Source organism: Peptoniphilus sp. oral taxon 386 str. F0131, assembly GCF_000090945.1.
In the GTDB taxonomy this organism is placed as follows: domain Bacteria; phylum Bacillota; class Clostridia; order Tissierellales; family Peptoniphilaceae; genus Anaerosphaera; species Anaerosphaera mikwangii.
This window is the reverse complement of sequence record NZ_GL349422.1, coordinates 648908-669124: the sequence shown is the minus strand read 5'-3', so window position 1 is coordinate 669124 and position 20217 is coordinate 648908. Positions and strand designations below refer to the sequence as shown.

Here is a 20217-nt window from a genome sequence, read left to right as displayed (position 1 = left end):
TTTTATCAAGTATGAGTATCTGATTTATTCCATTTAAAATTAAATCCTCAAGTGTAGAATATTCATATCCGCTTACAAGAGCAACAACTCCTTGATGGTTAGCCCCCTCGCTTAATTCATCAAGCTTCTTCTTGTTCAATTCTGTGATTAAAATATTTTGTTCCTTTGCCATAGCATATATCTTCTTCATAGAGCCTTCAAAATTTCCCATTTGAACATATAGCTTATCCGCTTTCTTATTCTTTAAAATTTCTATTACAGGATTTCTTCCATAAACATATTCTTTCATTCTTCACCTAATTTTTTATAATACTCTCTTATTTCTTTTGCTCTTCCACAACTCATAGTTCCTTCTTTACAAGGACCCTTTACACATGCAGGTCCGGAATCTTTAAATAAAATCGGACTTATCTTCTTACATTGTTTTAACATTTCCGTTGCTAATTGTCTTATCTCCCATTGAGCTCTTGTACAGCATCTTAAATCAAAGAAATGTATCAAAGTTCTAACATTCATAGTAAATACTATTTTAGTTTCACAAGCATTAGGAAATACATATCTTGCATCTTCAATAGAATCTTTTTCAACAAGGCGCCTTGCTTTTTTTTCATCCATTCCTCTATCAATTAACTTCTTAGCTTTATTTGCAATTAAAATTTCAGTTAATTTTTGATATGCCTTCTTATCATTTTCCATAATTTCTTTATAAATTGCAAGAGCTTCGCTATCCTTTTCAATTTCAGGTGGAATTATATACTCAAAATTGTCAAGTCTTACATATCTTTGTGACTGTTGAGAATAGCTTGCTATTCTATGCCTCACAAGTTGATGTGTAAGAGTTCTCGAAACTCCTTCAACAGCAAAAGTAAAACTTGCATGCTCAAGCGGTGATGCATGAGAAAAACTCATTAACATTGAAAGAAATTTATCTCTGCTCTCTTCCGTCATTTTTTCTTTAATTTCTCCAACTCCTACCGCAGAATAACACAACTTAGCCGCTTGTGCTATTACCTCTTCAGGATTGGGCGTGTGCGCAATAATTTCAACCTTCATTCTTATTCCCCTCCATTTTTTTAAAAAGTTCTAAAATTCTACTACCCCTATCTAAAAGATATAAATATCCAAATAGACACTCAAATCCTGTTGCCTCTCTATAATCTAAAACATCAGCATTTTTAGGCATTGTATGAGATTTTGCATTACGTCCTCTCTTATAAATAGCAATCTCTTCTTCAGTCAAGCTGTCTAAAATATTATGAATTGAATTTGCCTGTGCTTTTGCTTTTACATAACTTATTGCCTCAATATGAAGTTTCTTAGGATTTTTATTTTCACTTAAAATATATGTCCTAACTAAAAGTTCATACACTGCATCCCCTAAAAACGCAAGGGCAAGTGGTGACAGTTCCCTTATAGAATTCTCATCATATTTTTTTGAAAGTGCTAAAAACTTTAAGCTCTCTTCCATTTTGTACCTGTCCTTGTATCTTCAATTAATATATTCTTTGACGCAAGAATATCCCTTATTTCATCTGCACGCTTAAAATCTTTATTTTTTCTTGCATCTTCTCTTTCTTTAATTAACCTTTCCACTTCTTCATCTATATTTTCTCTTTCGAGCTCTAAAATTCCAAGCACCTTTGATAATCTTAATAATGTATTATAAATTTCATCGACTAATTTTTTATTTGAATCTTCATTTAACTCTATATTTATGAATTTTACAATATTATAAATTGCAGTTATTGCATCGGCAGTATTTATATCATCTTCCATAGATTCTTCAAAAAATTTAATTTCATCAGCTATAATTCCCAATTGTTTTTTATCTTCATCGCTAAATTCTCTATCTATGCAATTTTCCAAAAATTCTTCTAATTTATATTTAGCATTATAAATTCTCTCTAAACCGTTTTTAGTCTGTTCCATTATCTCTCTTGAAAAATTAATTGGTGATCTATAATGACAACCCAGTAAGAAAAATCGAAGTACTTCAAGATTAAATTCTTCCGATACTTCTCTAACTGTAAAAAAGTTTCCTTTAGACTTACTCATTTTCTCATTATCAACGGTAATCATTCCGTTGTGTAACCAAAATTTTGCAAATGGAACTCCATTACAAGTTTCAGATTGTGCTATTTCGTTCTCATGATGTGGAAATTGTAAATCTTCTCCACCGGAATGTATGTCTATTGTTTCTCCAAGAAGTGTCTTTGCCATAACAGAGCACTCTATATGCCAACCCGGTCTTCCTTCACCCCACGGTGCCGTCCAATATGGTTCTCCTTCTTTTTTTGCCTTCCAAAGAGCAAAATCAGCGGGATTTTTCTTAATGTCAGATACATCAACTCTTGCTCCGCTTATTAAATCTTCCAGTTTCTTATGAGATAATTTCCCATAGTCTTTTGCAGAATTAATATCAAAATATACATCTCCTTCTGATACATAAGCTGCATTCTTATCTATTAGGATTTGTATGAAATCTATAATTTGATTTATATGTTCTGTTGCACGTGGATTTAATGTTTCATAATCATATAAATGAAGTCCATTTGCATCCACCTTAAATTCTTTTATATATCTCTCCGCAACTTCCGCTACTGTAATTCCTTCTGCATTTGCCTTATTTATAAGCTTATCATCTATATCTGTAAAATTTACAACAAATTTTACATCAAGACCCTTATAAATAAAATATCTTCTAAGTGTATCAAATACAGTTAGAGGTCTTGCATTACCCACATGAATATAATTATAAACTGTAGGCCCACAGTTATACATTGTTACCAATCCATCTTTTAAAGGTTTAAATTCTTCTTTTTTTCTTGTAAGTGTGTTGTATAATCTCATAAATACCCCCATATAAAAAAAAGTCTCAATAAAGAGACGTATTATCGTGGTTCCACTCTAATTAAAACTTTAATGTCTATACGCCGACATGCTAAAACTCCACAGGTGCACACATGTATTCTCACTATATAATCTCTTTCAGCAAATAAGACTACTCTCTTAAAAGTTTAAATACAATCTCCTGCATCACAGTCATTACTATATAATTTTATCTTAAATAAGGAACCTTTTCAATATTCTCAAAAAATTTTTGATAATAATCAAGATAAATCATCTCATTATTTTTTATTAAGTCACAAATTTCAGACTTGGTTGCTATTTTAACATCTGCAACTTCTTCTTTTTGTAACACTATTTCTTTTAAATCAATATCTCTTTCAATCAAATAAATGTAAAAGATACAGTAATTTTCAGTTATAATTCTCTTTAATTTTATTAAATCATTAGAAATATCTATCCCAAGTTCTTCCTTTGCTTCTCTTATAAGACCTTGCTTGGCATCTTCTCCTGCTTGAACAGATCCTCCTAAGGAACAATACCACATATTTGGAAATAACTTTTTATTTGCACTTCTCTTTTGAATTAAAAAAGTATCTTCTCCACATCTGATCCATCCTTCGACAATTAAATGATATTCTCCATTTAATAAAGGTTGTCCTTTTCTTATAACTTTATTCTTCTTTTTACCTTGTTTATTATAAATATCCCAAAATTCAGCCATAAAAACTACCACCTTTAATAACATTATAACCATTAATTCTCATTTAGTAAATTACATTATTATAAAGACTTTCATTTTTATCATAATTTCAAAATGACTCTTTACACAAAAATATAAAAGCACCTTTACAGTGCTTTTATATAAATTATTATTTAGATTAATTCAAAACTTTTTCTTTAGTATCAGAATTGACAATTTCTGCATTAGCTTTTTCTGCCGCTTCTTGTTGGGCTCTTTTAGCTTCTAAAAGTTCTTGCTTTTTCTTTTCCGCTTCGAGCCTTTGTCTTTCTTTCATCTTTTCCACTCTTTCAGGATATTCACAGAATATAGCCCCTGTCGGACATTTAGAAACACAAATTCCACAATTTATACACTTTGTATAGTCAATTCTTGCAAGATTATCAACCACATGAATTGCATCTTTAGGACAATTCTTTTCACATAACTTACAAGCAATACATCCTACAGAACAATTAACTCTGACATCTTTTCCGACATCATTTGAATGACAATCTACAACTGTCTTTGCCTTATAAGGTATTAAATCTATTAAATGTTTTGGACATATTTCTATACACTTCTTACATGCAACACATTTTTCTTTATCTACCTTTGCTACCCCGTCAACTATATGAATCGCATCAAATTCACAAACCGTTACACAAGTTCCGCCTCCGACACAACCATAGTTACATGACTTTGAACCTCTTTGAAAATCTGAAATCAGCCTGCAATCAACCAATCCATTATAATTATATTTTTCTTTAGCTTTACCGCAAGTTCCTTGGCAAAGTACATTTGCAACCATTTTATCTACATTTCCTGCATTTACACCCATTACATCTGCAATACAGTCTGCAACCTCTTTACCTCCTATAGCACATGCTGTTACCGGAGCCTTTCCTTCGGCTATTGCTTGTGCAAGTCCGTCACATCCCGGAAATCCACAGGCTCCACAGTTTGCTCCCGGAAGAACATCTCTAACTGCTGCAACTTTTTCGTCTACCTTCACAGCAAATACTTTTGATGCTATTGAAAGTACCACACCAAATATTGCTCCAATTACTGCTAATATTATCATTGGAAGTATTATTAGTTTAAAATCCATATTCTACCCCCTATACAAGCCCTGAAAATCCTGAAAATGCAAGAGCCATAAGCCCTGCACTTATTAATGCAATAGGAACTCCCTGCAATGCCTTAGGGACATTCGCAAATGCAAGTCTTTCTCTAAGTGTACTCATAAGTACCAATGCAAGCGTAAAACCGATTGATGCTCCTAATCCACTAAATACAGTTTCAATTAAATTATATCCATTTTGAACATTAAGCACCGTTACTCCAAGAACTACACAATTTGTAGTTATAAGTGGAAGATAAACTCCCATTGCCGTATATAGTGCAGGTGATGTTTTCTTAATAACCATTTCTACAAATTGCACTAATGATGCAATAACTAAAATAAATACTATTGTCTGTAAATACTCAAGTCCAAATTTATTTAAAATAAATACTTGTAAACACCATGTAATAGCAGATGCTATTACTACTACAAAAGTTACCGCAACTCCCATTCCAACTGCAGTTTCTGTTTTTGAAGATACTCCAAGAAATGGACATATACCTAAGAATTGAGCAAATATATAGTTATTTACGAGAATTGTAGAAACTAAAATCGTTATAATATTATTAAGCATACTATTCCCCCCTATTTGCTAAAATTCTTTTAAATCCGGCTATTAGAAATCCAAGAAGTATAAATGCGCCTGCCGGAGCTCCCATCAGTCCTATTCCGGGATATGACGCCGGAAGTATTTGTTTCTCTAAAAGAGTTCCATATCCAAATAACTCTCTTATAAGCCCCATACTGACTACTGCCAATGTGTATCCAAAACCTGTTCCCAGACCATCAACTAAAGATGGAATTAATTTATTTTTATATGCAAATCCTTCTGCTTCTCCAAGTATACAACAATTTACAACTATTAAAGGTAAAAATATACCCAATGCTCCATAGATTGCAGGTGCATAAGCATGTAAAACCATTTGAACAAGAGTTACGAATGTGGCAATTACAACTATAAAACATGGAATTCTGATTTTATCAGGTATTACATTTCTTAAAATTGACACTACTCCATTACTCATTATAAGTACAAATGTTACTGCAATTCCCATTGCAATTGCACTTTGTAAAGTATTCGTTATCGCAAGAACACTACAAAGTCCTATTAACTGCATAAATATGGGGTTGTTTTTTATTATACCGTTTATAAAAACTTGTCTTAGTTTCATTTAATTTCCCCCTATTTATTTTCCTTTAAAAACTCATTATACGCTGAAAGTGCAATATTATCTCCAACTAACACCGCTTTTGATGTAACTGTAGCTCCACTTATCTGAAGAACTTCATCTTCCGCCTCAGGAGATATATTTATTTTAAGTTCTCCTGTTGCAGACTTATCATTATAAGAAGAATAATATTTTTCTTCTTCTATTTGAGTTCCAAATCCTTTGGTTTCAGCATTAACTATATTTCTAAACCCTGCTATTCTATCACTTTCAGATATTATTCCGATAGCATTTGTCATTGCTCCGCCAAATCCGCTGGTTGTAACATTAATTCCATATCCGACAACTTCGCCTGATTTTGTTGCAACAAATATATTTAAAACTTCAGGATATACTTTTTGAATTTCTGCTAATTTTTGTTGATCATACTCTTCAAATTCATCTGCAGTTTCTCCAAATATAACTTTGTATGATTCTAATGTGCTTTCAAGCTCGGCTTGTGCAATTATAGGAGCTGTAAATCCATTTACCACAGCTAAAAGCCCTGCTGACAGTGCACAAAATAAAAGTAAGATTATTCCAAATTTTACAGGTTCTTTCATTTATTTCGCCTCCCCATAAGCACTTGTTCTTGTAAGTTTATCAATTAGTGGAGTTGCAACATTCATAAGACATATTGAATATGATACTCCTTCCGGAAGTGAACCCTTAACTCTTATTACAGCAGTTATAATTCCACATCCTAAAGCAAAAATTATTTTTCCTCTATTATTCATAGGCGTTGTCGTATAATCCGTAGCCATAAATATAGCTCCAAGGAAAAGTCCTCCTCCAAATACTTCATAAGGAATTATTTCTGCCGGAATTCCGAATATAAATAAAAATACTATTGTCGTAATTACATATACTAAAGGTATTCTGAAGTTTATTACTCCTCTAACTACAAGATATATGCCGCCTATTAAAAGCAATATTGCTGACGTCTCTCCTATTACACCTGATATGTTTCCTATTATCATGTCTTTCAAAGCCGGTAAATTTGTAAAATCTCCCGCCTTAATAAGTTGTAACGGTGTTGCCGATGTTGCCGCATCTACTGCAACTTGACGAACAGGTGCTACATAATCCGTCATCTTTTTCGCCCAAGATGCCATTATAACTATACGAGCTGCAAGCGCAGGATTCATAAAATTGCAACCTATACCTCCAAAACATTCCTTAACAACTGCAATAGAGAATATAGATCCGAATGCCGCCATCCACCATGGTGCAGTTGCCGGTAAGTTAAATGCAATTAAGATACCTGTAACCACTGCAGATAGATCTGCAATCTGAATTTCTTTGTGCATAAATTTTTGGAATACATACTCCGTAGCAACACATGAAATTACACAAATCATAACAAGCATCAACGCTCTTAACCCGAAGAAATAAACACTTCCTGCTAATGCAGGTATTAATGCTATTATCACATCAAGCATTATCCTCTGAACAGAATCTTTTGACCTTAAATGAGGTGCAAGAGAAACAAAAAACTCATTGCCCTTTAATGTTGCGGGCTCTTTTACTATTTTTTTATTTTCCATTATCGCCCCTCCTATCTTTTAACCCTTGATTTAATTTCACGTTTTGCAAGCTTTACAGATTGAGTAAGATTTCTCTTTGCCGGACAAACAAATGAACAAATCCCGCATTCCATACATTGATCTGCATGAAGTTCATCACAAAAATCAACATTTCCTTTTAAGATTGCAGCATTTATATCTGTAGGGTTAATGTTTGCAGGACAATGATCTACACATCTTGAACATCTTATACAAGGTGTTTCTTTTGTGTTTTCTATTTCTTCATCCGTAAAAATTAATAAACCTGAAGTGGTTTTTGTTATAGGACTGTTTAAATCAAACACTGATTTTCCGGTCATTGGACCTCCACAAATTATTTCTATGAAATTATCCTTTAACCCACCACAAAAATCTATTATGTCTTTCACAGGAGTCCCTATCTTAACTAAAATATTTTTTGGAATATTAATTCCGGATCCGCTTACAGTTATAACTCTTTCATAAGATGATCTTCCCTCTATCATAGCTTCATAAAAAGCAAGCGTAGTTCCAACATTTGTCAAAAATACACCAACATCATTAGTTACACCGTTTTGCGGCACTATTCTATTAAGTACAGCCTCTGAAAGTCTTTTTGAATCTCCTTGAGGATATTTTGTTTGACAACCAACAACCTTCAAATTACTCCACTTTGGATTCTCATGTATTTTCTTTTCCATTATTTCTATCGCATCAGGCTTATTTTCTTCAATTGCCATATACGAAACTTTATTATAGAAATCTGCAAATATTTCAAGACCTGATAATACTTCTTCAGTCTTTTCAACCATAATTCTATGGTCACAAGTTAAGAAAGGTTCACACTCCGCTCCATTTATAACACATTCGTCAAGCCCGGGATTTTCACTTCTAAGCTTTGCATGTAACGGAAAACCTGCTCCTCCCATACCTACAAGACCTTTGTTTTTAACAAAAGAAATAATTTCATCCATAGATTTTTCTCTGTAGTTAAGCATAGGATCAGGCTCAACAACCTCATTCTTGCCGTCGTTTTCAATAACTACACAGTCACAATATCTTCCATCTGCAGTGTACATTTTTTCAATAGACTTAACAGTACCGGAAACAGAGGCATGTACTGCTGCTGATATGTATGCTTCTGAATTTCCTACAACCTGTCCGACTTTAACTATGTCTCCTTTTTTTACAACAGGACTACATGGTGCGCCTATATGCTGACTCATCGGTATGTAAACAATTTCAGGATCAGGCATTCTCTCAATTGGCACATGCTCAGTTAAAGTTTTATGCTCGTCCATATGAACTCCACCCACAGAAAATGTGAGATTCCTTGAACTCATAAACTTCACCTCTTAAATTAATTTATAATTGCTTCACAATAATTTTATTATAACACTTATTTTTTACAATGTATATTGAATATATTGAAAAAATAACAAATTTACCCTTATACTAAACTGATAAAGCTATATGACTTTGTTCAAATTCAGCCATTTGACAGCAAAAAAACTTTGTTATTTTTTTATTAAATAATTCTACACTGCGAAATCATAAAATCGCTTTCACATATAATTGAATTTAAAAATAGATTTTTTATTCGTAATGATGTATAATTAATACATTGCGGAGGTGCTGGAATGGCAGACAGGCATGTTTGAGGGGCATGTGCAAGTAATTGCGTGAGGGTTCAAGTCCCTTTCTCCGCACCATATTATTTATATTTTATTATGTTTTATAAAATGGGTGATACAAAAACATATTTTTAATTTATATAAAAAAGACTCGGGATATACTCCGAGTCTTTTATTTTAATTTTTCTATTTCATTTAAAATTTGTATTTTTAAATCTTCAACACTATTTTCGTTAATCAGAACTATATCTGAATATTTTTTCTTTTCTTCAACACTCATTTGTGAATTTATTTTTCTTAATGCATAGACTTCATCTATGGAATCTCTTTGCATAAGCCTTCTAAGCTGAACCGCCTTGTTTGAATATATAAGCCATATCATATCAGGCTTGAAATCATACTTATATAATTCTCCTCTCAATTCAATCAATAAAGGTATATCTACAAATATAAGTTTTTCGCTGCTTTTTTTTATTTCAAAATTTATTTTCTCAAAGACTCTTTTGTGTGTTATGTTATTTAGAATCTCAAGCCTTTCTTTATTTCCAAAAACATAATCCGCTAATTTCTTTCGATTTAATTTACCATCTTTAAAAAACTCAACTCCAAAAGCATCTTTTATTTCATTTAAAATCAAATCTTCTTCTAAAATTTCATGCGCTATACTATCTGCATCCACTACAAAGTAGCCCATTTCTCTTAAAATATCTGTTGCTAAACTCTTTCCGGTTGCAATACTTCCTGTTATTGCAATAACTTTTTTATTTTGAGTCATATAAACTACTTCCTGTCTGCATGTCCACTTTTAATTTAACAACCATCTCAACTGCATTTTCCATTATATTTCGCATTAGTTTTTTCACTGTTTCAACTTCATCTTCTCTTGCATCTACTATTAACTCATCGTGAATCTGCAATATTAATTTTGATTTTAAATTATTTTCTTTTAATGCCCTGTAAACTTTAACCATGGCAATTTTTATAATATCCGCTGCCGATCCCTGAATTGGAGTATTAATTGCAATCCTCTCTCCAAAACTTCTAATGTTAAAGTTTTTTGCGGAGAGCTCCGGAATATATCTCCTTCTATTTAAAATAGTTTTAACATAACCATTTTTCTTTGCAAGTTTTACTTCTTCAGTCATATAATTTTTTATTCCGTCATAGGTTAAAAGATAATTTTCAATATATTCCTGCGCCAGCTTTCTTGGAATATTTAGGTTTTGTGATAGACCATAATCTGAAATTCCATACACTATTCCGAAATTGACGGCTTTTGCTCTTGATCTTAACGACGGTGTTACATCTTCAAAATCAACTCCAAAAACCTTGGCAGCAGTTCTTCTATGAATATCATCATCATTTTCAAATGCACTTATCATATTCTCATCTTTCGAAATATCGGCAAGCACTCTTAACTCTATCTGTGAATAATCCGCATCAACAAGCACACACCCCTCTGACGATAAAAATGCTTTTCTTATAAGCTTGCCCTCATCCGTCTTTATCGGAATATTTTGAAGATTGGGATTTGTTGATGATATCCTTCCTGTAGAAGTTATCGTTTGATTAAAATGAGAATGTATATGACCTGTTGCAACATTTATTAACTCTTTTAATCCTTCAACATAAGTTGATTTTAATTTTGCAAGCTTTCTATACTCAAGTACATCATCTATAATATCTCCATCTTTTTTTAACTTCTCAAGTACATCTGCATTAGTTGAATATCCTGTTTTAGTTTTTTTAAGAACAGGATATCCGAGTTTATCAAATAATATAAGTCCTAATTTCTTAGGAGAATTTATATTAAATTCCTCCCCTGCCTTTTCATAAATATCATTTTCAAGGTTTAAAATTTTATTATCTAAATCAATTCCAATTTCATCTAAAATAGCATTATCTGTCCTAATTCCAATTAATTCCATGGAACTTAAAACTTCTATGAGCGGAAGTTCAACTTCAAAATAAAGATCATCCATTTCCTGCTTTCTTATTTTTTCAAGTTGTACATCTCTTAATTTATATACGCTATTCAAGTAAAATGAAAAATATTTACACAATTCATCATATTTTAAATCAGAAAATTTTATCTTCTTTTTACCTTTTCCAAGTAATTCTTCTAAATCCTTATAGCCTCTGCTGAAATATGTGTTTGAAATATTATTTATATCATAATTCGATTCTGTGGAATTTAAAATATATTCTGCAATTTCACTATCATGAGTATAATTTTTTATGTTAATATCAAAATTCAAAAGAGTAATCATATCTTCTTTTAAATTATGTCCTAATTTTTCTATGTTTTCATCCTCAAAAACATCTTTAAATTTTAAAATATCTTCTTTACAATCAATTTTTATTATGCATGTAGCTTCATTTTGAACTTTAATTGCAATAAAATTAGGCATAATTCCTTCATAGATTTTACCATCAGATATTATTTTAAACGCAAAAGACTTTGAATTTTTAATTTCAAAGATAATATCATCTATACTCATATTTCTATACTCAAAATCGTCACTTGATGTTTCAACTATATTCTCTTTCTGATATTCAACCGGCAATCTTTGTAATAAAGAATTAAATTCATATTCTCTATATAATTTTGAAAGCTCATCAAAATTATAATCTGCATATGCAAAATCGTCTATTTCCATATCTAGAGGAACATTTCTTACAATAGTTCCCAGCTTTTTGCTCATAAACGCCTGCATTTTATTAGTTTCAAGGTTTTCTTTCAACTTTTTCCCTGAAATATTATCTATGTTGTCATATAAATTTTCAATATTTGAATATTCATGAATTAATTTCAGCGCAGTTTTTTCTCCTACTCCGGGTACTCCCGGAATATTATCCGAATTATCTCCCATAAGTCCTTTTAAATCTATAAATTGTTTTGGATTAATTCCATAACTTTCTTCAATACTTTCTACAGAAATTATTTCAAGATCCGTAATTCCTTTTCTGGTCAATAAAACTTTTGTATTGTCATCAACAAGCTGAAAATAATCTTTATCTCCGGTAAGCAAAATCGACTCATAATTATTTTCCGATGCAATTAATGAAATGGTACCCGCTATATCATCCGCCTCATAAATTGGTGACTCTAAAGTTTTAATATTCATTAAACTTAAAATTTCTCTTACAATCGGAAATTGTTGTTCAAGTTCAGATGGAGTCTTCTGTCTTGTCCCTTTATAATCCTTGTAAATATCAGATCTAAAAGTTTTACCTTTCATATCAAAACATACTACAACATTATTTGGATTTATTTTTGAAATTGCATTTTCAAGCATCATAATAAAACCATATATTGCATTTGTATAAATTCCTCTCTTAGTTTTTAAAAGCGGCAAAGCATAAAAAGCTCTAAAAAAAAGAGATGAACCATCTATAATAAGTATTTTCTTTTTCACAATATCACTCCCTAACACAATTATACATTAAAGTTTATATAATGTCAGAAATACTTGCAAATATTTCTCTTGATTTATTTGCAAAAAAATGATAAATTATAATAGTTATAAGCCAAAGTGATGGAATTGGCAGACGTACCAGACTCAAAATCTGGCGGTGGCAACACCGTGCGGGTTCAAGTCCCGCCTTTGGCACCATTTATGTATGGCTATTTACTTGTATACTTGTAAATAAGCCATTTTTTATTTTAACAATTTTATTATACCCTATCAGATTTGAATATATTTTGACAGGAATCCTGAATAAAATACTAAATATTTAGCCTTATATCTTAAATTTATTAACAAAAAAAAGAGAAGATTTATTCCTTCTCTTTTTTATTGTTCAAATATATATTTGCTCCAACTAATACAGTAAGCGGTATTGTTATAATCAAACCTATGCTTCCTGCCATTGCTCTAATTATCTCTGTTGCTATTGAATCTAAATTTATTATTTCTATAAAATATATTCTATACACTATAAAAAGTATTATTAAATGCAATGTTGTACCGACATATGCAAGTATAAGCGTATTTGACATTGAACCCATTATATCTCTGCCTATATTCATTCCTGATGACATCATCTCTTTCTTAGTTATATTGTGATTAACTTCTTTAAGTTCCCAGAGAGCTGATGCTATTGAAATTGAAACATCCATTATTGCACCTATTGCACCTATTAAAATAGTTCCGAATAATATTCCCTGATAATTGAGGTTTCTAAATTGTGGTATATATGCAAGACTTATTGCATTATCACTTGATAATCCCGTTAAACATGCAAATTTTCCAAACATATATGCTAATATCCCGGATACTATTACCCCGAGTGATGTACCAAGTATTGCAACATAAGTCTTTTTATTTTTTCCGCTTATTATAAGCAGTGTTATAGATATTGAAATTATCGATATTATAAGAGACGCAAGTATTGGATTAAATCCATTTATTATGAGAGGAATATATCCGAATATTATTATTGCTATTGTAAATATCAATGATATCAAAGTTTTAAATCCGCTCATTCTTCCTATTACCAAAAGTAATATGACAAATAATCCAACTATAAAATATATTTTTGTATCCCTGACTTTTTCTTGTATCTTAACTGTATCTATTATGTCGTCATCTTCTGTTATCCTGAGCAGTATTTTATCTCCATCTTTAAATATGTAATGCCCCGGCATAATTCTTTCTATCGTATGTCTTATAGTGAGCTTTTCTCCTTTATGTTTTCCTGTAAGTATTTCTATTTCAAGATGCTGATATCTTATATCTGCTTCTATCGGAATTTCTCTTACTTCCTTTGTATCATCATATACTATTTTTTCTATTTTTGCTTTTGCCACCGTATAACTATTGTCATTCATTTGACTTTCATAATAGCTTCTGATTTCTTCATCCGAAGACAGTTCTTTTGCTGATATTAATGATGGTACAAGTAAAAATAACACCAGTAATATTATCGTCTTTTTCATATTCATCCTATAATTAAGAAAGTCCATATAGTATGGACTTTCTTATTTTTAAAACTTAAGCTGCTTTTTTTGCAGATGTTACATCTAAAATAAAATCTATAGCTTTTGGAGTTATAGTTTTGCTTTGCTTTATACTTTCTACCAATACGTCTCTAATCGGAATATATGTTTCATTTACATTTTGAGCCTTTGTAAAATCATATCCGTCTCCACCCGTAAACATAAAGTCATTAACTACTACCTTGTATGTTTTTTGCGGATCTATAGGAGTTCCGTCTGTTAATGTTATTTTTGTTATTCTTTGTTCATAAGGCTTGCTTGCATCATATTCCACTTTCAAACCGCTGAATGCTCCATCTGTTGTTTCCGGCATATTAATACCGTGATCTATTGCCTTTATTAAAGCATCTCCCGGTAAATCCATTACTACAAGATAATTATCAAATGGCATAATTTCATATAAATCACCCATTGTTATTTTGCCTGCATTAAGTGTACGTCTTAATCCGCCACCGTTTTGAATTCCTATTTGAGCATTTGTCTTTTCAGCCATTACTTCACAAGCCCATCTTCCAAGTAGTGATACTGTACCTTTTGCTGATCTGTCATGTGTAAATTCACCCTTTGCTTCTCCAAGAACTTCTCCCTTTATCGGTGCAAGTTCTTTTTGAAGATCTGAATAGAATTTATCTGTTTGTGTATCAACTATTATTTTGTCTTTAATTTGATTTCCTTGGAATATTTGAGTGTCTATTGAACTAACCTTACCGTTGTCAACTTTAATATTCACCTGTCCAATCGCCCTACCATAGCAATATGCTTGTAAAATAGGTACTCCATTTACTTTTCCGCTTACAGTTCTGTGAGAGTGTGCTGATAATATACAATCTAATCCCTTTACTTCAGTTGCAAGTTTTGTAGCATTTCCTGTTATTTCTCCAGTCTTTGATTGATCTGAATCAATGTGAGTCAGTGCTATAATTACATCAGGTTTACCTTCCTTAGCTTTTCCTTCTTGTAAAAAGTTTACCCACTCTTGTGCTGATTTTACAGGGTCTCTAAATTCAAATCCCTTTACATATTCAGCTTTTGTAAGTGTCGGCGTATCAGGATGAGCAAGTCCGATTAATCCTATCTTTATATTTCCTTTTTGAATTATCATATATGGCTTAGCCCAATCTACCGGTGTATTTTTTGCTGTATCGTAGATATTTGATGCAAGATAATCAAAGTTTCCATTTTTACCCCAGTCAGCTATCTTATCCGAACCCCAATCAAACTCATGATTACCTACCGCTGATGCTGTTGTATTCATTCCTTTCATCATTGCTGTAACAGGTTTACCCATTGTTAAATTTGAGTCCGCAGTTCCTTGATAGTTATCTCCACCTGAAAGAACTATTGTATTTGGATGTTTTTCAATGAATTCATTTACATATCCAACCATTTTTGCCATACCCATATTTCTCTTTTTGCCTGTAATTTCTTCTGCTATATTTCCATGAAAGTCGTTAAAATACAAAATATTAATGCTCTTGTCATCTTTTGCACCAAGAACTATTCCTACTTCTTTAGCTTTTTCTTCCGATACTACTTTTGTCTTTACAAGATATTCTCCAAGTGTATAGCCTGTTCCATCTTGTAATTCCTTGTTAAGTGCACTAAAGATATACTTCGCTGCCTGTGCTTTTGTTATCTTTGAATTTATATCATCATCTGCAGATAATAAACCTATCTTCTTTCCAATTTGATCCGCATCCTTATATGCTTTGTCCTTGTTATAATCAAGTGCTCTTAATATAAATGCTATGAATTCTCTTTTACTTAGATTTGAGTTAGGATCATAGGCATCCTCACTCTTACCTTTTGTAAGATTTAAATCATATCCAAGTCCTGCATATCCCTTAAACCAATCTGCCACATCCTTAAACGGATTTAGCTTTACATACTTTTCACCCTCAGCTACTTCCTGTGAATATCCAATAGCTTTAAGTACCATTGTAAGTCCTTCAGCTCTTGTAAGATCACTATGTAACTTAGCTTCAGTGTTGTTTTCTTTATCAAGAAGCTTTACTTCTTGAAGTTTAACAACAGAATCTTCCACCTCTTTAGCAAATACTCCAGTAAAAGTAGAAAATACCAATACTAATGTCAATACTAAAGATAAATACCTTTTCTTATTCTTCATAAGGTTCCCTCCTTTTTATTTATTATAATAATAGTACCATATTTATTAAAATATTGACATTATTTTTATAAAAACAAACGTATAATAAAAAGACTTGGATAAATTTCCAAGTCTTTACATTTTTCATTTAACAAGCAAAACTAAATAAAACTTCTATTTGACATAATTTTATCAGTTTGTGCTGAACATTCCAATCGGAACATATATTTTCCCATTTTCAATTGTATATTCCATAACTAATTCTATTTCTTTATTATTTATTTTTAATGTATTCTTCTTTAAATTTATTATCTTTGTATCTTTGGATTTTGTTTTTATCGTAATTTCTCTTTCTTTTGCATTCCAATCTATTTTTGCACCCATATTTTCAAATATTTCTCTTAACGGATATAGTTTAACTCCGTCTTTTTCCAATATTTCAGAATTAAAACCGATTTTATTTTTTCCAACCTGAATTTCATTTTTATATAATGTTTCAGCTTTATCCTCTAAAATAATTATTTTTAAAGGATTTATTTGAGCAGGCAATGAAAGTGTAGCCTTATCATAAAATACTAATACTTTTTTATCTACTATATCTTCCTTTGTCGCCTTTGTTCCATCTTGCCAAACTATTTCCGTATTCTTAAAACCGGTTATTTGTAGTTCATCTTTACAAACATAATCTTTATTGAATTTACAAATTGATTTTTCTAAGTTATTTTTATCTGCATTTAATACTAATACTTCAGAAGGTATTCTTGCAGGATAAATTGCAGCTATAGCAATGTCCGCAGAATGAAATGCAGTTACTTTATCTCCTTCTTTAAGAGTTTTTGCTTCTATTCTCTTTAATGTTTTATCATTGAATATCTTTGTGTCTTTTTCAACATTAAAAATATATTCTATCTTTTCACCTTTATCATTTTTAAGCTCTGTCTTAAGTGATAACCCGTTATCATTTTTTTCTATACTTTTTATTTCTCCATCATAAGAAATATATTGTTCAGTTTCTCTTTCCTCATTTTCCATTACCATGCTACTTTTGTTTTTAATTTCTACAGCATGAGTATTAACTGCCGGTATAAGAACCAAAGATAATATAAGCGCTGATGCTATAATTTTTTTCATATTGTTACCTCCTTATCACTTTCTATTCTTATGATATACATTTTGAATATTAAATTCAATATAGTTTGACAATGCTTTAACTATTTTTCTATTTTGTAACTTTTTTATTTAATTTTACAAATTTTATTCTGTCATCTTCCAACTCTGTTCCAACATATCCTTGACTTAAAATATTTCTTATTTCTTCATAGTTGTGTATAGGAATAAATACTTCTTCTTTTGAATATTCTAATTTTTCATGCTTTGACTTATAAAAAATAAATCGTATAAGACCATCTACATTTTCTTCATCAGCATATTTATTTTCCAAACCTACTATTACAAATCCATTATTAATGGTGTTTCTGAGCGAATATATATTAGAGGGTGCTACTGTTGACATATAGTAATTATACCCTTCGTTTTCAAGGCTCTTTTCCAATATTTTTCTGGTTATATTCTGAATGTTTTTCCCTCTTGCGACTTCATGAACAAGAACTGCATCATGCTGAACTATTTTTTCTCTCGGTATTTCTACCGGTTTTATACCAACTGCAAGACTTTCTTCATATGGTATTATCCCCATATTTCTATATGCAACCAGTTTATCATCTAAGAATACTCCTAAAATCTTTCCGTTTCCGCTAAATACATACATAAAATCTTCACGCGTATCTCTCGCAAATGTCTTTACATCCTCTATTCGACTGCATACATCATCTGTAAAGTCAAGCAGCTCCTCTAAATAACTTTCATCTAAAAATACATATTCCAATCCGTTTTCTCTATATACTGCATTCTTCATTTTTTCACCCCGATCAGACTTAATTATTTATATTTCATTCCTATAAAAAGGCTTTCTGTTTTAGAAAGCCCTCCTATTCCTTATAAATAAACTCTTTATATTCACAATTTTCATTCATCTTCTTATCTGCAAAGGAGCATGTAGGAATTACCTTAAAATTTTCTTCCTTTGCTCTTTCAACAAGCGCATCTACCAATTTCCCCGCTATTCCTTGTCCCTTTAATTTTTCTCCGACTCCTGTATGGTATACTTCTACAACTCCATCTTTTATCTTTCTAAATTGAATAGTAGCTTCATAATCTTCTTCACTATTTCCAATATAAATACTGTTTTTTCCGTTTTTTAGTTCCATCTTTATACCTCCTAATATTTATAATTTACCCGAATTATAATAACATCAATCAAATAAAATTATATAGCAAAACTAAAGTTCTATTTCTTTATCTTTCCAATTATATTTCTAACTTCTTTAACCTTGAGTAATACAAGCATTATTAAATATACTGTTCCTGCCGCAATTACCGAAATCAGAAATGCAATCAAATTTCCCATACCCTTACTTAGAAATATATAGCAAAATTTTGAAACTATTCCCATCACAGCAGTTGCTATAATAATTTTTATAATCTCCCGTACAGTATCGGCACTAAATATTCTTCCCATTCTTTTTCTAAGACTTATAAGTATCAAAACTGCTCCTGCCATAAAAGAAATACTTGTTGCAAGAGCAAGACCTCTTGGCCCCAAATTGTTTATTAATATAAAACTTAACACAACATTTATTGCAACCATAACAACCGAATTTATTACAGGAGTTTTTGCATCCATTATCGTATAAAAAACTCTTGAAATTATTTCTCTAAAACCGATTCCTATTATACCTATTGCATACAACGAAAGTATAATTGCCGTTGAAGTTGCATCTTGCTTTGAAAAAGCTCCTCCTACAAATAAAATCTTCACAATAGGTTCTGAAAATAAAAACAATCCTACCGATGCAGGCACAACTAAAAGCAACATAGTTATGATTGAATCTGCAATGGAAAGCTTTAATCCGTCATAGTCTTTTTTAGCTCCAAGTCTTGCCATTTCAGGATATACTGCCGTTGTTATTGAAGTTATTACTATTCCGGTTACAAAACTCTGTAACTTATATGCATAATTTAACTTAGAAATTGCTCCCGGAAGTGATGATGCAAGTGAATTTGATATTATAAAATTAAGTTCAATTACAGATGTTGAAATTAATACAGGAAGTATTATTTTAAGCATCTTTATAAAGTTTTCATCTTTAAAATCAATTAACTTAAAATGTCTATACCCATGTTTCCTTATGTAAGGCAAAAAAATTACATATTGAAATATAAATGCAGTAAGTATTCCCCACGCCAAATATTCCTTGCCAAACTTATATGCAAACGCCATAGATGCCATTATTATTAAATTCATAATTATGGAATGACATATTGAAACCACAAAACTTTTTTTTATTTGCAGATATGCTTTAAATATTGAAAATACACTTGTACTGCAAATGCTGAACATTGAAACTCTTGTCATAAATATGCAAAGTTCAAGTTCTTGCGTATCAAAACCTATTGCCATTATATTTACTATCGGCTTTGCAAATATAATTCCAAAAATAGAAAGCACAAACGTAAATAAAAATACTATATTAGATAAATTGGAAGTAAACTTTTTAGCATTTTCTTCTCCATTTGATTGAGCAATATCGTTATAAATCGGAATAAATCCATTTGCAGTTGTTCCGCTAACTACGTTTGTAAATGTCATAGGTATTCTAAAAGCAACTATAAACACATCTGCAACTAAACTTGTTCCAAAAAAATATGCAAGAGCTTTTTCTCTGGCAAGTCCGAAAATTTTTGAAATTATTGTAACTATCATTAATATATAAGATGTTTTCATTTTTTACCTCTACTAAATTTTATAATTATATTGTATCAAATATTTTTACTATCTAATAGGAATTTTAGGTGAAATTTAAAATATGTATTAACATTATTAAAAATTTTTATTTATAAGTAAATTTTTTCTTTTTTATTGAACACTTTATTGATATAATATATTAAATATTTTTAAGAGGTGAATC

General features: G+C 30.9%; 19 protein-coding genes and 2 tRNA genes. 2 read left to right on the top strand and 19 right to left on the bottom strand.

Features of this window, described 5'->3' with window-relative positions:
* The 11 genes from HMPREF0629_RS03195 to rsxC form a co-directional block, all read right to left on the bottom strand.
* A partial coding sequence (locus HMPREF0629_RS03195) for an RNA methyltransferase substrate-binding domain-containing protein (protein ID WP_009221933.1) occupies positions 1-289 on the bottom strand: 289 nt, incomplete at its 3' end.
* Positions 286-1053 carry an FAD-dependent thymidylate synthase gene (thyX, locus tag HMPREF0629_RS03190; RefSeq protein WP_009221932.1) on the bottom strand — a complete coding sequence of 256 codons (768 nt, stop codon included), beginning with the start codon at positions 1051-1053 and terminating at the stop codon, positions 286-288. The genes HMPREF0629_RS03195 and thyX, both read right to left, overlap by 4 nt.
* Positions 1043-1468, bottom strand: coding sequence for a Mini-ribonuclease 3 (locus tag HMPREF0629_RS03185; RefSeq protein ID WP_009221931.1), 426 nt, complete (start codon positions 1466-1468; stop codon positions 1043-1045). The genes thyX and HMPREF0629_RS03185 overlap by 11 nt, the downstream gene beginning before the upstream one ends.
* Entirely contained in the window at positions 1453-2850 is a 1398-nt protein-coding gene (gene cysS / locus HMPREF0629_RS03180; protein WP_009221930.1) for a cysteine--tRNA ligase, read from the bottom strand. The genes HMPREF0629_RS03185 and cysS overlap by 16 nt, the downstream gene beginning before the upstream one ends.
* 208 nt (positions 2851-3058) lie before the next feature.
* Positions 3059-3571 carry an NUDIX domain-containing protein gene (locus tag HMPREF0629_RS03175; protein ID WP_009221929.1) on the bottom strand — a complete coding sequence of 171 codons (513 nt, stop codon included), beginning with the start codon at positions 3569-3571 and terminating at the stop codon, positions 3059-3061.
* A 157-nt stretch (positions 3572-3728) separates the two neighbouring features.
* Positions 3729-4679, bottom strand: coding sequence for an RnfABCDGE type electron transport complex subunit B (locus HMPREF0629_RS03170; protein WP_009221928.1), 951 nt, complete (start codon positions 4677-4679; stop codon positions 3729-3731).
* Between the two features lie 10 nt (positions 4680-4689).
* A complete protein-coding gene (gene rsxA, locus HMPREF0629_RS03165; protein WP_009221927.1) occupies positions 4690-5268 on the bottom strand; it encodes an electron transport complex subunit RsxA in 579 nt (192 codons plus the stop codon).
* A gap of 1 nt (position 5269) precedes the next feature.
* Positions 5270-5866 (bottom strand): electron transport complex subunit RsxE, encoded by a 597-nt coding sequence (rsxE, locus tag HMPREF0629_RS03160; RefSeq protein WP_009221926.1) that lies wholly within the window; start codon positions 5864-5866, stop codon positions 5270-5272.
* A gap of 11 nt (positions 5867-5877) precedes the next feature.
* Positions 5878-6465 (bottom strand): FMN-binding protein, encoded by a 588-nt coding sequence (locus tag HMPREF0629_RS03155; protein ID WP_009221925.1) that lies wholly within the window; start codon positions 6463-6465, stop codon positions 5878-5880.
* Positions 6466-7449 (bottom strand): RnfABCDGE type electron transport complex subunit D, encoded by a 984-nt coding sequence (locus tag HMPREF0629_RS03150; RefSeq protein WP_009221924.1) that lies wholly within the window; start codon positions 7447-7449, stop codon positions 6466-6468. It abuts the gene before it with no gap.
* A gap of 11 nt (positions 7450-7460) precedes the next feature.
* Positions 7461-8789 (bottom strand): electron transport complex subunit RsxC, encoded by a 1329-nt coding sequence (gene rsxC, locus HMPREF0629_RS03145; protein ID WP_009221923.1) that lies wholly within the window; start codon positions 8787-8789, stop codon positions 7461-7463.
* 283 nt (positions 8790-9072) lie between these two features.
* Between rsxC and HMPREF0629_RS03140 the strand changes: the two genes are divergently transcribed.
* A tRNA-Leu gene (locus HMPREF0629_RS03140) sits at positions 9073-9158 on the top strand.
* Positions 9159-9252: 94 nt separating this feature from the next.
* Here the strand turns inward: HMPREF0629_RS03140 and coaE are convergent.
* A complete protein-coding gene (gene coaE / locus HMPREF0629_RS03135; RefSeq protein WP_009221922.1) occupies positions 9253-9855 on the bottom strand; it encodes a dephospho-CoA kinase in 603 nt (200 codons plus the stop codon).
* Positions 9842-12499 carry a DNA polymerase I gene (polA, locus tag HMPREF0629_RS03130; protein WP_009221921.1) on the bottom strand — a complete coding sequence of 886 codons (2658 nt, stop codon included), beginning with the start codon at positions 12497-12499 and terminating at the stop codon, positions 9842-9844. Before polA ends, coaE begins: the two co-directional genes overlap by 14 nt.
* Before the next feature lie 111 nt (positions 12500-12610).
* Between polA and HMPREF0629_RS03125 the strand changes: the two genes are divergently transcribed.
* A tRNA-Leu gene (locus HMPREF0629_RS03125) sits at positions 12611-12697 on the top strand.
* Between the two features lie 164 nt (positions 12698-12861).
* Here the strand turns inward: HMPREF0629_RS03125 and HMPREF0629_RS03120 are convergent.
* The 6 genes from HMPREF0629_RS03120 to murJ all read right to left on the bottom strand — a co-directional run bounded on the left by HMPREF0629_RS03120 (position 12862) and on the right by murJ (position 20033).
* Positions 12862-14022, bottom strand: coding sequence for a YibE/F family protein (locus HMPREF0629_RS03120; RefSeq protein ID WP_009221920.1), 1161 nt, complete (start codon positions 14020-14022; stop codon positions 12862-12864).
* Between the two features lie 55 nt (positions 14023-14077).
* Positions 14078-16210, bottom strand: a complete 2133-nt coding sequence (locus HMPREF0629_RS03115; RefSeq protein WP_218015359.1) for a 5'-nucleotidase C-terminal domain-containing protein — start codon at positions 16208-16210, stop codon at positions 14078-14080.
* A 171-nt stretch (positions 16211-16381) separates the two neighbouring features.
* Complete coding sequence (locus HMPREF0629_RS03110) at positions 16382-17320, bottom strand: copper amine oxidase N-terminal domain-containing protein (protein ID WP_009221918.1); 939 nt, start codon at positions 17318-17320, stop codon at positions 16382-16384.
* 88 nt (positions 17321-17408) lie between these two features.
* Positions 17409-18104, bottom strand: coding sequence for a hypothetical protein (locus tag HMPREF0629_RS03105; RefSeq protein WP_009221917.1), 696 nt, complete (start codon positions 18102-18104; stop codon positions 17409-17411).
* A 73-nt stretch (positions 18105-18177) separates the two neighbouring features.
* The gene (locus HMPREF0629_RS03100) at positions 18178-18456 is read right to left on the bottom strand and encodes a GNAT family N-acetyltransferase (protein WP_009221916.1); all 279 of its coding nucleotides are present in this window, start codon (positions 18454-18456) and stop codon (positions 18178-18180) included.
* 80 nt (positions 18457-18536) lie between these two features.
* Positions 18537-20033: a murein biosynthesis integral membrane protein MurJ gene (gene murJ, locus HMPREF0629_RS03095; RefSeq protein ID WP_009221915.1), complete on the bottom strand. Its 1497-nt coding sequence runs from the start codon at positions 20031-20033 to the stop codon at positions 18537-18539.
* Positions 20034-20217: the final 184 nt, after the last annotated feature.

Coding starts and splice junctions, on each gene's coding strand:
- thyX (WP_009221932.1), bottom strand. CDS start 1,053: ATGAAGGTTGAAATTATTGCGCACACGCCCAATCCTGAAGAGGTAATA.
- HMPREF0629_RS03185 (WP_009221931.1), bottom strand. CDS start 1,468: ATGGAAGAGAGCTTAAAGTTTTTAGCACTTTCAAAAAAATATGATGAG.
- cysS (WP_009221930.1), bottom strand. CDS start 2,850: ATGAGATTATACAACACACTTACAAGAAAAAAAGAAGAATTTAAACCT.
- HMPREF0629_RS03175 (WP_009221929.1), bottom strand. CDS start 3,571: ATGGCTGAATTTTGGGATATTTATAATAAACAAGGTAAAAAGAAGAAT.
- HMPREF0629_RS03170 (WP_009221928.1), bottom strand. CDS start 4,679: ATGGATTTTAAACTAATAATACTTCCAATGATAATATTAGCAGTAATT.
- rsxA (WP_009221927.1), bottom strand. CDS start 5,268: ATGCTTAATAATATTATAACGATTTTAGTTTCTACAATTCTCGTAAAT.
- rsxE (WP_009221926.1), bottom strand. CDS start 5,866: ATGAAACTAAGACAAGTTTTTATAAACGGTATAATAAAAAACAACCCC.
- HMPREF0629_RS03155 (WP_009221925.1), bottom strand. CDS start 6,465: ATGAAAGAACCTGTAAAATTTGGAATAATCTTACTTTTATTTTGTGCA.
- HMPREF0629_RS03150 (WP_009221924.1), bottom strand. CDS start 7,449: ATGGAAAATAAAAAAATAGTAAAAGAGCCCGCAACATTAAAGGGCAAT.
- rsxC (WP_009221923.1), bottom strand. CDS start 8,789: ATGAGTTCAAGGAATCTCACATTTTCTGTGGGTGGAGTTCATATGGAC.
- coaE (WP_009221922.1), bottom strand. CDS start 9,855: ATGACTCAAAATAAAAAAGTTATTGCAATAACAGGAAGTATTGCAACC.
- HMPREF0629_RS03120 (WP_009221920.1), bottom strand. CDS start 14,022: ATGAAAAAGACGATAATATTACTGGTGTTATTTTTACTTGTACCATCA.
- HMPREF0629_RS03115 (WP_218015359.1), bottom strand. CDS start 16,210: ATGAAGAATAAGAAAAGGTATTTATCTTTAGTATTGACATTAGTATTG.
- HMPREF0629_RS03110 (WP_009221918.1), bottom strand. CDS start 17,320: ATGAAAAAAATTATAGCATCAGCGCTTATATTATCTTTGGTTCTTATA.
- HMPREF0629_RS03105 (WP_009221917.1), bottom strand. CDS start 18,104: ATGAAGAATGCAGTATATAGAGAAAACGGATTGGAATATGTATTTTTA.
- HMPREF0629_RS03100 (WP_009221916.1), bottom strand. CDS start 18,456: ATGGAACTAAAAAACGGAAAAAACAGTATTTATATTGGAAATAGTGAA.
- murJ (WP_009221915.1), bottom strand. CDS start 20,033: ATGAAAACATCTTATATATTAATGATAGTTACAATAATTTCAAAAATT.